This is a genomic window from Haematobacter missouriensis (assembly GCF_000740775.1).
GTDB lineage: Bacteria > Pseudomonadota > Alphaproteobacteria > Rhodobacterales > Rhodobacteraceae > Haematobacter > Haematobacter missouriensis.
Window position 1 is genome coordinate 1 of the sequence record NZ_JFGS01000060.1, and the last position, 11,205, is coordinate 11,205.

The following is an 11,205-nucleotide window of genomic DNA, read 5'->3' on the forward strand; positions in this document are numbered from 1 at the left end:
AGGAAGGTGGGGCACAGGCGCCGCTTACGGTCAAGCCTGTCCATCGCCTCTACATCAAAACCATCACGCGCGAGAATCGCGTTTCCGTGCCAGCCGAGGCTCACGTCGCTGCCCGCTGATCGACGATGCGGTAATCCGTTTCTCCCCGGATCATCTCCGGCGGCAAGGCGGCAGATCGCCTGCCCAGACGGCGATCGGCCTCCTGCAAGACAACGATGTCGGCATCGACCTCGCGCAGGATGGCGAGAATACGCTCCGGGTCGCGCCTGCGATCCAGTCCGACCGCCTTTCGTATGTTGTAGCTGACAATCCTCATTACTCTCAAAGAAGCGGTGCCCAAAGCCGCGCAAGAGGCGAACTGATCCGGATGTGAAGCGGCTGATCGACAAGCGCGCTGATCAGTTCATCGCTCTGTACAAAATCGTCAGACAGCATGCGCTCCACGTCGGACGCAAAGGCCCCGTCTGCGACGAAGACCATGCTCTCGAAATTGAGCCGGAAGGAACGGTTGTCGAGGTTCGCGGTCCCGACCGCTGCCAGATCGTCATCCACGAGAATGACCTTCTGGTGCAAAAAGCCGTCGCAATAGCGGAAGAACCGCACGCCTGTTGCACGCAATTCGTCGAAATAGGCGTGCGAAGCGAGCCACGGCAGATAATGGTCGATCGTGGAGGGGAGCAGAATCCGCACATCCCGACCTGCAAGGGCCGCAGAGACGAGCGCGGACATGATGTCGGTGTCCGGTACGAAATAGGGCGAGGCGATCCAGATCCTGTCCCGGGCAGCCGTGATCGCGGTGAAGAACATCAGGCTACCGCTGTCGATCGGGTCTCCGGGCCCCGTTGGCACTAGGGCTGCAAGCGTCGCGTTTTCCGGGTCCGTCGCGTCACCCGCCTCCCATGGCAAATCGTCCGTCAGGGACTCGCCGCTGGCCCAATGCCAGTCCTCCGCGAAAACGGCTTGTATCTGCCCCGCGACCGGCCCCCGGATCTCGACATGTGTGTCTCTCCAGCGGCCGAACTGCGGGTCAAGGCCGAGATACTCGTCGCCCACGTTGTGCCCGCCGACAAAGGCCACGTCACCGTCGACGACAACCGTTTTGCGATGATTACGAAAGTTGATCTCCAACCGCGATGTTGGACCTCTGGAGTGATCCGGGTTCAGCACGGCGACACCGGCGTCGCGCAATCTGGCGGCCCAGGCCTCCGGCAGTTTCTGGCTGCCCACCCCGTCATACATCACGCGGACCTTCACGCCGCGCGCGGCGGCAGCAACGAGGTGATCCGCCAAGCGCCGTCCAAGCCCGTCGTCTCGTATGATGTAGAACTGCACACATACGCTTTCGCGCGCGCTGTCGACCACTGCGCAGATGGCATCGAAGGTCGCGCCGCCGTCGATCAGCAGCCGGACCTCATTTCCGCCGGTAAAGGGCAGTCCCCCGATGCGTTCGAGCGCGCGCAGCGTTTTCTCCCGTTCAAACGGGAGGGTGCCTCTGCTCGCTTCGGTATCTTGTATGCTGAACAGGTCATGGCTTTCTCGCCATGCCGCGCGATAGTCGCGGACTTTGCGGCGACCGAGCACAAGGAAGGCTGGAACGCCGAACCACGGCGATGAAACGAGAAAGACGACCCAAGCGGCTGCACCCTGTGGTGTGCGCGCCGATGCAATCGCGGCCCAGACGCAATAGGCGACTGCCAAGGCGCCAAAAACAGCCAGTATTGTCGCAAGAACTGTCGTCACCTGGCGAGCGGCTCCCGAGTCAAAGAGTAAAATAGCGCGCTTATCGTAGCAGCGATTTTAGAAAAGGAAATGCCATGGCCCTGGTGCAAAAATCGAGGTCAAAACCACAACCGCAAAATAAGCTGTTGGATGTCACTGAGAACTGACCCAGCCACGATAGAAAATGTCACTGAGAATTGACCCATGTGGAACCCTCCCGGCGCTGTTGGATAAATCAGCTGGCGAGCGCAATCCCCCTTTCCCCGGGCACACTTATCCTGCGGCCACGGTCATCGGGATGCCAAGTGCCGTGAAGCGGTTGAGGACCGCCACCCTGATCTGGACCTCCGCCACCTGGCGGTCGAATTCCCGGGACATCAGCCGCTGGCCGAGCAGCTTCACGCAGTTCATTTTCGTCTCGACCCTGCTGCGCCGGTGGTACCCGCTCCAGTTCCGCCAGAGTGCCCGGTGCAAGGTTCCAGTCGTGCCTGGGTTCATCCCAGCTTTGGGTCGAGGTGAGTTGTAGGTCCAGGTAGTCGCGAAACTCTTGTTCGCCGACACGCAACTGGAATGTGTAGAGCGGATTGACGATTTCGCGCATCAAGTCGCGCATTTCGTCATCGCTGATCCTGGAAACCTCCGACCATGGGATTTGTCGGCCGTTGGCGTCCGTCACGAGCACATCAGAATAGTCCCCTGTATGGCTGACCACTCCCGGGCCTGCATGCAGGGTTTCAAGACACGTATTCCGAACACAGATCAGCGTCATCGCCTTGGACATGACAGAGGCATTCTTGCGCACAAGGTCGTTGGTCATGGCTTCCTCGTCTCGCAATGCGAGCGAGGGCCTGTCGTGCCCCGCCCTGTTGATCAGATAGCGAAATCTTCGAGCGATTTTCCGTAGGCCAGCGCGTCACCGATCCAGCCGGGTTTGCGTCCCCGCCCGGACCAGGTCAGTTCCGGGTTTTCTGGATGACGATATTTCGCTACCGAGGGAGAGCGTTGGCGCGCGGTTGCCGCATCGGCAAGTTCCTCGAACGAATAACCGAGTTCGCGGGCCAACTCATCGACCCTGGCGCGGGCCTCGGCTTTGCGGCGATCTTCAAAGGAGGTGATCGCCTTGGCGACTGACTTTTCCAGTTGTTTCAGTTCGCTAAGCGAAAGCGCGTCGAGGTTGATATCGGTCATCAAGGTCCCCTTTGTTCTTTAACATTGATAGGGCAGCGTGCAGTGATGGGCAATTTCCCATTCGGGGACATGGTCAGACATGGTTGCGTGCTCTAATGCTGCCGCATGAGCAGAAGAAGACAGTCTAGGCCTTCCACGCGCGTCACTGCGCTGCGATCGGCACCTTGGCCTCGGAGACGAGCGGGTAGTCGTAACCGGCCTCTACAGTTTTTGTCTGTGATGGGCGGTGCGTTGTTACTTGGTTTTATGGCGGTGGAGCGCATTCCCGAGCGTCTCGGCGCGCTGCCTGAATTGACAGCCCGTCGTTTGATTGAGGGGCCTGTCAGTCATATTCGCGATGGCGACACAATTGAAGTGGCGGGCACGCCGGTTCGGTTCGGGTCGTTGGACTGTGCTGAGCGCGGAACAGTGCGAGGCGATGCGGCTACCAGGCGCATGCGGGGTCTGGTTGCTGCGCAGTCCCTCAGCTGCGCCCTGAACGGTCGCACCAGCTACGACCGCAGCATCGGGCGCTGCACTTTGCCCGATGGACGCGACGTGGCCGCACAGATGATCCGGGAAGGATTGTGCGGCCGATACTGGTAACGGCAGTCCTGTCGGATCCAGAGTGAGAGAGCGGCTGGTTTGCCCGTGACGGGTCAGGGCTGGAGGAGAGGCCTCCGGCGGCCCGTCGCGGAGTGACTGTCATGAACACTATGCAGATTCTGGAACCCGCGCGCCCGGTGCGCGGCGGCTACAAGGTGGATGTCAGCCGGGGAGCACGCAACGGCCGGGTGTCGTCCGAATGGTTCAACCGGCCCGATGATGAGCGCTATCTCTCGCTCGATGACCTCTGGGCCTCGGTCAAGGCGCGCTCGGAGCGCAGCACGTCACGGATCGTCGAGACGGCAAAGATCCATGTCGAGGCCAGTCGCGACAATTCCGAACGGCTGCAGCTGATCCTGCCGAAGGCGGATGCACCGCTGGCACCGACCCATTGGGCCTTTGGTCAACTCGCCAGCCTGGTTGGTGCGCCGGCGTCGTATCTGCGCCAACTGCCGGCACCTCTGGCCGGGATCAATCTGCAGTATGGCCTCTCGGGTCACCGCGCCGAGCAGATCAAGACCTTCGAGACCGAAGACGGCAGGACAGAGCTGCGCGCGGTGACCGGCCCGGATTATGGCCGGATCTATGACCATGAGCTGGTCGAGGCTGTGCAACGCATCGCGGGCAACGGCACCGGTGATACCCGCTGGAAGGTGCCGGGCACGCTCGACTGGTCGACCGGGGTCTATAACCCGGACGTCGACATCACCCGCGATACGACCACGCTTTATGCCTCAGATCGCGATGTGTTCCTCTTCCTCGTGGATGATCACAATCCCATCGAGGCAGGTAAGCTGCCCGACGGATCGCCGGATCTCTACTTCCGCGGCTTCTATTGCTGGAACTCGGAGGTCGGGGCCAAGACCCTCGGAATTGCCAGCTTCTATCTGCGTGCGGTGTGCCAGAACCGGAATATCTGGGGGCAGGAGGAATTCCAGGAGATCACCATCCGCCACTCTAAATATGCCGCCTCCCGCTTCGCGCATGAGGCAGCCCCGGCGCTGACCCGCTTCGCCAATTCCTCACCCTCGGGCTTCATCAACGGGATCAAGGCGGCCCGCCAGCAGATCGTGGCACGGACGGATGAGGACCGCGAGACCTTCCTGCGCAAGCGGGGTTTCTCGAAGCTCGAGGCGGGGAAGATCATCGACAAGGTGCTGGTCGAGGAGGGCCATCCGCCTGAGAGCATCTTCGACTTTGTTCAGGGGATCACGCGTCTCGCGCGGGACAAGACCCAGCAGGACACCCGGCTTGAGCTCGAGGGCAAGGCCAAGAAACTGCTGGAGCGCGTGGGCTGAAGCCAGTCGCAACCCCATTCTTCCCATCATCACGCGGCAGCCCGGCATCTGGTCCTCGGTTGCCGCGTCCCTTCCCGTTCCCGACCCAAGCGCTCGCGGTCCCATGGGCGCGGGCGGCGGACCTCTCATTCCTGGAGACCCCTTTTGCAAACCTTTGACGAAAAAGTGGATACAGCTGTCTACACCGCCTTCATGGCACTTGGCCTTTCGGTTGCCACGAATATGGAGCTGGCGATCCGGCTCAACGACTTCATCACCCAGGAATTCCAACTCGTCGTGTCTGATGATGACGACGATGGCGGCGCAACGCTTGCCGGCGGGTCCGGAGGGCGGGCCGATGACTGAACAGGAACAGACCGCCATCCTTGAGGCGCGCGAGATCCTTGCGCGCTATTTCAACCAGAATCCGATGCTGACCTCCTGGCAGGCTGTGCTGGACTATTGTGCTATCGCAGTACGGGGTGACGTCGAGTGCTTTCACGTACTCTACCTTGACCGGAAAAACCGGCTGATTTCGGATGTTCTGGTCTCGGTCGGCACCGTCGACCATGTGCCGGTTTACCCGCGCGAGGTGCTGAAGCGCGCCCTGCTGATGAACGCGTCGGCGCTGATCCTCGTCCACAATCACCCCAGTGGTGATCCCGAGCCTTCGGATGCCGACCTGAAGATGACCAAGGAGATCCAGAAGGGGTGCAAGACGCTTGGCCTCACCCTGCACGACCATATCATCGTCGGGGCAGGGCGGGAGGTCAGCCTGCGTGCCCGCGGAGATCTCTGAGTGTCAGGTTGACAAATTCTCACCGGGCAGGTCTGGCTAGCCATCCTTCACCTGGATCGCCAGTCAGACACACTGTGAAGAATTTCAGCTGATTGACGGAGAAGAGCCGGATGGCGGTTCCCAGTTCAAAAGCCGAGCTACTGGCAGCGATTGCGACGACATTTGATCGCCTCACCGCCGATCTCGCGAGAGTTCCAACTGACCGTGTAAGGGAAGACTCACTCGTGGGGCACGCTGCGGGGACCATGATGAGCCCAGCCGACTTGGTAGCATATCTGATCGGATGGAACGATCTGGTGCTCAAGTGGCTGGATCGTGATGACCGGGGTGAGCGGGTCGATTTTCCCGAGGCCGGGTTCAAATGGAATGAACTCGGTCTGCTGGCCCAGAAGTTCTACCGGGATCATGAGGCTTTGGATTGGACCAGTCTGCTGGCACGCCTGAACGAGGTCAGGACCCGGCTGGTCGACACGATTTCCGCACGGCCCGACGCCGAGCTATACGGCGGGCCTTGGTATGGGAAATGGACCAAGGGCCGGATGATCCAGTTCAATACGTCTTCTCCCTATGCCAATGCGCGAGTCCGGATCCGGAAGTGGCTCAAGGAGACGGGCTGAGAGCGATACAGCTCTCTGCTACAAGGGGAAACCTGTCCGTGCAGCAGAGGTGCCTGGTCTGCTTGTGGCCTTACGCTTTCAGCGCGTCTTTCACGGCCTTGGCAGGCGTAAAGGCCAGCTTCTTTGAGGCGGCGATGGTCACGGTTGCGCCGGTTGCCGGGTTGCGGCCTTCGCGTTCGGCGGTTTCCTTGACCTTGAACTTGCCGAAGCCCGGGATCGAGGTTTCTTCGCCGGCAATGGCGGCGTCGGTCACGGCTTTGAAGACCGCCTCGACGGCAGATTTGGCCTGAGCCTTGGTCAGGCCATTCTCTTCCGCGACTTTGGCGGCGATATCGTTGATCGTGGTCATATGGGTCGCTCCTGTTGGATCCCGATGACCATGTCAGCTTTGGCGCAGGATCGTAATCTTGAATTTCACGCAGCGTGGACGTTCAAGCCGTTTCCTGCTTCGTTACTGCTGGCGGGGCTTCGGCGTGCACTGCCGCAGACGGTGCGTATTCACGCATGCGGCCTATGGTCTGCTGGCATGCCTCATCTGAGGCTTGCAGCGGGGTGCTCGCCAGTTGCCGGAGTGCGCCGATAGCCGCCTCCTCTGGTATCGGCTTTCCTGCTGTGAGGACGATTGTTCCGATCGGCTCGTTCGCCTGCATGAACATTTCCAGCCAGGGGCCGACATAGTCGTTGCCGTTGCCAAGGGGTGAAGCCGCCGATGGTTCCAGTTCATAGACTATCACGCGTGCATCGCTCTTGCCGGCTCCGGAGGCCTGATAGCTGCCGAATGCGCGGCGCTCCAACATCCAGGAAAGCGCGATCATCGGTGCGTTTTCCAGCGCCGCTGGCAGATCTTCGGCTCTGTCGATCTGCTGCGGCAGCAGATTGGTGTCGAGGCACCGCCATTGGCTGGTGGTCCCGGAGTAATATGCAAGCAGATAGCGCATTGTCAGCATGCCCATATGTTCTTGTTGTCGCTGGCATCTTCGCCCGACCAGGAGGTAGGGAGCGCGTCTTCTGCTCGCAAGGATCTGCGGTGGGCCCTGGGCGGGATGCCGCCCAAGGGTATGTCTGGCACGGCATTAACGCCGGGACAGCAGCCTGCTGAACCACCCGCTTTTGCCGGTGACGTTGCGCCGCTTTGACCGGGGCGACCTGGCAAGAACGTCGCGCCCCGCATCGGTCAGCTGGTAGCGTTTCGCGCTCACCACTCTGAAGAGCCCGCGATCCGTCAGGCGCTCGGCGACCTGCTCGATCTCCGGAACCGCATCGGTGCTGGTCAGGGACAGGATATTTTCTGGCCGACCCTCAGCGTCGCGCAGAAGATCGAGCCATGAAGATGGCAGTTCATCGTCGGGCAACGCACGGCTCCGGAAATGGGGGCGCGTCGAGCGTCAGGTCTTTTTGCAGCGCAGGCATATCAATCGCCCTCAGCGGACGACCAGCACCGGCACCGGGCTATGGGCGAGGACTTCGGCAGTCTGGCTGCCGAGCAGCAGCCGACCAAGGCCGCGCCGCCCGTGCGAGGACATGCAGATCAGACTGCAATCGCGCGCCTTCGCCGTCTCGACAATCGCCTCGGCAGGCTGGGCATTCGGGACATGCAGAACCTCGGCGGCCACGCCGATCTTGTCCGCAGCTTCCTTCGCGGTCTTCAGGATGCCATCTGCCAGTTCTTTCTGGCTTTTCTCGAACCCGCCGCTGACCTCGATGGGGGCAACCCATGCGCCACCCGCAGCCGCTGCATAGACCGGGAAGGCTTCCGTCACGGTGACGATGGTCACCTTCGCACCGAGGGTCTTGGCCAGCGTCAAGCCGTGATCGAGGCCCTTGGTGGCGGTTTCCGATCCATCGGTGGAAATCAGGATGTGATGATACATGACCATTCCTTTTGGCTGACAGGGAAGATCTGGCGCATGGCGGGATCGTCCTGTTGTTGCACAGGTCAGACCTCCGGCCAAGGAATTCCCGGACAAATCAATGCCCGGGACGGTCATGGAGGCCCAGAGCATCATCGGTCCGCCTGGCAGGAGAGGGAGAGAGGGGAGGGGGTTTCCATGACGGGTTGGTAGCCGGAGAGAGGGTCTCCCCGGTGCCCGTCCTCGGAGTATCTGACATGGCCACTGCCGTTCAGAAGATCACCCTGTCGTCCTCGCGCGACATTCCCTTCAACAAGCTGGTGCTGAGCCAGTCCAACGTCCGCCGCGTCAAGGCCGGCGTCTCGGTTGATGAACTCGCCGAGTCCATCGCGCGGCGCGGGCTGATCCAGTCCCTGCATGTCCGCCCGGTTCTGGGCGAGGATGGCGTCGAGACCGGCATATTCGAGGTTCCCGCCGGCGGCCGCCGCTTCCGGGCGCTGGAAGTGCTGGTGCAGCAGAAGCGTCTCGCCAAAACTGCACCGGTCCCCTGCATCGTGTCCGATGCTGCCGACGATGTGCTCATCGACGAGGTCTCGCTCGCCGAGAACATCGAACGCGCGCCGCTGCATCCCGTCGACCAGTTCCGCGCCTTCCAGGCGATGCGCGAGAAGGGCATGACCGAGGAAGCGATTGCGGCCGCCTTCTTCGTCGATTCCAAGGTGGTGAAACAGCGCCTGCGGCTGGTCTCGGTCGCGCCCGCACTGCTCGAAATCTATGCCGAGGACGGCATGACGCTCGAGCAGCTGATGGCCTTCACCATCTCCTCTGATCATGATCGCCAGGTGCAGGTCTGGGATGCGGTGAAGGACAGCTGGTCGAAGGAGCCCTATCAGATCCGGCGCATGCTGACCGAGACCACGGTGCGAGCCTCTGACAAGCGCGTCACCTTCGTCGGCATCGCGGCCTATGAGGCGGCGGGCGGCTATGTGCTGCGCGATCTCTTCCAGCAGGACGATGGCGGCTGGCTGCAGGATCCTGTGCTGCTCGACCGGCTGGTGAACGAGAAGCTGAAAGCCGAGGCCGAGACCATCGCTGCCGAGGGCTGGAAGTGGATCGAGGTCGCGGTCAGCTTCCCCTACAGCCATGCTTACGGCATGCGGCAGCTGATCGGCACCACGGTCGATCTGACCGAGGATGAACGCGCCACCCGCGAGGCGCTGCGCGACGAATACGACCGGCTCGAGGCCGAGTATTCGCAAGCGGACGAATACCCCGATGAGGTCGATGCCCGGCTGGGCGAGATCGAGAAGATCCTCGGCGCCTTCGAGATGCGGCCGATGATCTATGATCCGGCGCAGATGGCGCGGGCCGGGGTCTTCGTCAGCCTTGATGTCGACGGCACGCTGCTGATCCAGCGCGGTTATGTCCTGGCCGAGGACGAGGCACCGCTGGAACCGGAGCCCGAGATCGTCGATCCCGAGACCGGCGAGGTGCTGCAACGCGTCGAGCCGGAGGTCGGCCACCAGCGTGCGGTGATCACCCTCGGGGGCGAGCCTGCCACCGCGCCCGAGGAGGAGGAAGATGAAGGCGAGACGATCAAGCCGCTGCCGGAACGCCTGGTGATCGAACTGACGGCTCATCGGACCCTGGCTTTGCGGGACGCAGTCGCCAACAACCCGCGCATTGCGATGACGGCGCTGCTGCACCGGCTGGTGCTCGACTGCTTCGGCATCCGCAGCTCGGGCACTGCGCTTCAGGCCCGCGTCAGCGAAGTGCATCTGTCTGTGCAGGCTCCGGATCTCGGCGACTCGCTCCCGGCGCAGGCCATCGACGAGCGGCACGCGGCATGGCGGGTAGATATTCCGCTTGATGATGGCGATGACCGGCTCTGGGACTGGCTGCATGCACTGGACGAGGCCAGCCGACAGGCGCTGGTGGCACATTGCCTCAGCTTCGGGGTCAATGCGCTCTACGAACGCCCGAACCCCTATAGCAGCAACGGCATCAGTCAGCATGGGCTTGATCGCCGCATGCATGAGGCCGATCGTCTCGCGCGCGTGACCGGTCTCGATCTTGTCGAGTCCGGCTGGAAACCGACGGTTGCCAATTACCTCGGCCGCGTGACCAAGGCGCGCATCCTCGAGGCGGTGCGTGAAGGAGTGGGCGAACAGGCGGTGGAACTCATCGGCCATCTGAAGAAGGGCGAGATGGCAACGGAGGCCGAACGGCTGCTGGCAGGCAGTGGCTGGCTGCCGGAGCCGCTGCGGATGGATGCTCTGGATGACATCGCAGATGCGGCGGACGCCGGTGGCGCCGAAGCGGAAACTTTGCCCGACTTCCTCACGGACGACAGCGAGGACGAAGAGCCCGCGGAAGACGAGGAGCAGGATCCGGCGCATCGCATCGCTGCCGAATGACTCTCACGCAGGGCAGCTCCGGCCGCCCTGTAGCCTCTCAGTCCAGCCTGCCCGGTCCTCGTGACCGGGCTTTTCTTTTGGAGCACGTCCCCATGTCGCATTCGATCGACATAGATGCGATCTTCATCGAAGATCGCTGTAACCCGCCCACAGAACGGTGCTTGCCCTGGCGCGAGACCAAGAGCGGTATTTCCGTCGTCGTAGAGCCGAAGCCCCACTGGGCGGACGACTTGCGGGTGTTCCGTCTCGATCGGCGGGAATACTGCTTCTATGCAGACTGGCTGGCTGACGGTTGTCGTGCCCGATTCTATGGTCACATAGACACCTGTGGCGCGGACCTGCTGTTGAAAGCCCGAACGATGCTTGCGCGCGAGATCGCCGACGGGCTGTGGGATGAGGTGGCTTGAAATGGTCACCCCGGCCGTTCGACCGGCCGTTTTGGTTGGCGTTTTTCCCCAGGGTCGTCATGAGCGCACAGGGCTCAGTCTTTCCCTCTTTCCGGCCTCTTCGACCGTGGGTTCTGCGGATCAGTGGCACGCTCTGATCGCGCTTCCTGCCCTGTCCCTCTTCCCGGTAGAGCGCTTGGGCGGCAGGTGCCGATCCGGCGTCCCGGCCGTATCCAATCTGATGCGTCGACTTCCCCGTGGCGGCAGGTCGGCGGGGAAGGGCGCGCACTGGCCTGTTCACGGCTAGGGCGATCATCGCCGGTGGTTGCCTGTCGGGCCTTCCTGCCGGTACCTTCAGGATCGCCGC

At 62.1% G+C, this 11,205-nt stretch carries 13 protein-coding genes and 1 pseudogene; 6 read left to right on the forward strand and 8 right to left on the reverse strand.

All coding sequences use genetic code 11. The features are described from left to right. Positions 1-100: 100 nt before the first annotated feature. From CG51_RS18045 to CG51_RS18060, 4 genes and pseudogenes are all read right to left on the reverse strand, one after another. Positions 101-316, reverse strand: a complete 216-nt coding sequence (locus CG51_RS18045) for an endonuclease/exonuclease/phosphatase family protein (RefSeq protein WP_051930858.1) — start codon at positions 314-316, stop codon at positions 101-103. 5 nt (positions 317-321) lie between these two features. Beyond that, the gene (gene cls, locus CG51_RS18050; RefSeq protein WP_035747392.1) at positions 322-1,740 is read right to left on the reverse strand and encodes a cardiolipin synthase; all 1,419 of its coding nucleotides are present in this window, start codon (positions 1,738-1,740) and stop codon (positions 322-324) included. 252 nt (positions 1,741-1,992) lie between these two features. Further along, positions 1,993-2,193: pseudogene (locus CG51_RS18055) on the reverse strand (IS5/IS1182 family transposase); the annotation flags it as partial. A gap of 396 nt (positions 2,194-2,589) precedes the next feature. After that, positions 2,590-2,907, reverse strand: a complete 318-nt coding sequence (locus CG51_RS18060; RefSeq protein WP_035747395.1) for an H-NS histone family protein — start codon at positions 2,905-2,907, stop codon at positions 2,590-2,592. 686 nt (positions 2,908-3,593) lie between these two features. Between CG51_RS18060 and CG51_RS18070 the strand changes: the two genes are divergently transcribed. The 4 genes from CG51_RS18070 to CG51_RS18085 all read left to right on the forward strand — a co-directional run bounded on the left by CG51_RS18070 (position 3,594) and on the right by CG51_RS18085 (position 6,185). After that, on the forward strand, positions 3,594-4,790 hold the full coding sequence (locus CG51_RS18070) for a hypothetical protein (RefSeq protein ID WP_035747398.1): 1,197 nt from the start codon (positions 3,594-3,596) through the stop codon (positions 4,788-4,790). Positions 4,791-4,934: 144 nt separating this feature from the next. After that, entirely contained in the window at positions 4,935-5,135 is a 201-nt protein-coding gene (locus CG51_RS18075; protein WP_035747400.1) for a hypothetical protein, read from the forward strand. Further along, the gene (locus CG51_RS18080) at positions 5,128-5,568 is read left to right on the forward strand and encodes a JAB domain-containing protein (RefSeq protein WP_035747401.1); all 441 of its coding nucleotides are present in this window, start codon (positions 5,128-5,130) and stop codon (positions 5,566-5,568) included. Before CG51_RS18075 ends, CG51_RS18080 begins: the two co-directional genes overlap by 8 nt. A 110-nt stretch (positions 5,569-5,678) precedes the next feature. Next, a complete protein-coding gene (locus CG51_RS18085; protein ID WP_035747402.1) occupies positions 5,679-6,185 on the forward strand; it encodes a ClbS/DfsB family four-helix bundle protein in 507 nt (168 codons plus the stop codon). Positions 6,186-6,255: 70 nt separating this feature from the next. On the opposite strand, the gene CG51_RS18090 is transcribed toward CG51_RS18085, so the two are convergent. From CG51_RS18090 to CG51_RS18105, 4 genes are all read right to left on the reverse strand, one after another. Beyond that, positions 6,256-6,534 carry an HU family DNA-binding protein gene (locus tag CG51_RS18090; protein ID WP_020952657.1) on the reverse strand — a complete coding sequence of 93 codons (279 nt, stop codon included), beginning with the start codon at positions 6,532-6,534 and terminating at the stop codon, positions 6,256-6,258. 82 nt (positions 6,535-6,616) lie between these two features. Further along, a complete protein-coding gene (locus CG51_RS18095) occupies positions 6,617-7,138 on the reverse strand; it encodes a hypothetical protein (RefSeq protein ID WP_035747403.1) in 522 nt (173 codons plus the stop codon). 120 nt (positions 7,139-7,258) lie between these two features. Then, a complete protein-coding gene (locus CG51_RS18100) occupies positions 7,259-7,537 on the reverse strand; it encodes a hypothetical protein (protein ID WP_035747404.1) in 279 nt (92 codons plus the stop codon). Positions 7,538-7,606: 69 nt separating this feature from the next. Next, a complete protein-coding gene (locus CG51_RS18105; protein WP_035747406.1) occupies positions 7,607-8,056 on the reverse strand; it encodes a universal stress protein in 450 nt (149 codons plus the stop codon). Positions 8,057-8,292: 236 nt separating this feature from the next. Here CG51_RS18105 and CG51_RS18110 point away from each other — a divergent pair, with 236 nt between their 5' ends. Continuing rightward, on the forward strand, positions 8,293-10,452 hold the full coding sequence (locus CG51_RS18110) for a ParB/RepB/Spo0J family partition protein (protein WP_035747407.1): 2,160 nt from the start codon (positions 8,293-8,295) through the stop codon (positions 10,450-10,452). 92 nt (positions 10,453-10,544) lie between these two features. After that, positions 10,545-10,859 carry a hypothetical protein gene (locus CG51_RS18115; protein ID WP_035747409.1) on the forward strand — a complete coding sequence of 105 codons (315 nt, stop codon included), beginning with the start codon at positions 10,545-10,547 and terminating at the stop codon, positions 10,857-10,859. Positions 10,860-11,205: the final 346 nt, after the last annotated feature.

Bases quoted from the DNA above. Each gene is read 5' to 3' on its own strand.
- CG51_RS18045 (WP_051930858.1), bottom strand. From the start codon at position 316: ATGAGGATTGTCAGCTACAACATACGAAAGGCGGTCGGACTGGATCGC.
- CG51_RS18060 (WP_035747395.1), bottom strand. From the start codon at position 2,907: ATGACCGATATCAACCTCGACGCGCTTTCGCTTAGCGAACTGAAACAA.
- CG51_RS18070 (WP_035747398.1), top strand. From the start codon at position 3,594: ATGAACACTATGCAGATTCTGGAACCCGCGCGCCCGGTGCGCGGCGGC.
- CG51_RS18080 (WP_035747401.1), top strand. From the start codon at position 5,128: ATGACTGAACAGGAACAGACCGCCATCCTTGAGGCGCGCGAGATCCTT.
- CG51_RS18085 (WP_035747402.1), top strand. From the start codon at position 5,679: ATGGCGGTTCCCAGTTCAAAAGCCGAGCTACTGGCAGCGATTGCGACG.
- CG51_RS18090 (WP_020952657.1), bottom strand. From the start codon at position 6,534: ATGACCACGATCAACGATATCGCCGCCAAAGTCGCGGAAGAGAATGGC.
- CG51_RS18095 (WP_035747403.1), bottom strand. From the start codon at position 7,138: ATGGGCATGCTGACAATGCGCTATCTGCTTGCATATTACTCCGGGACC.
- CG51_RS18105 (WP_035747406.1), bottom strand. From the start codon at position 8,056: ATGTATCATCACATCCTGATTTCCACCGATGGATCGGAAACCGCCACC.
- CG51_RS18110 (WP_035747407.1), top strand. From the start codon at position 8,293: ATGGCCACTGCCGTTCAGAAGATCACCCTGTCGTCCTCGCGCGACATT.
- CG51_RS18115 (WP_035747409.1), top strand. From the start codon at position 10,545: ATGTCGCATTCGATCGACATAGATGCGATCTTCATCGAAGATCGCTGT.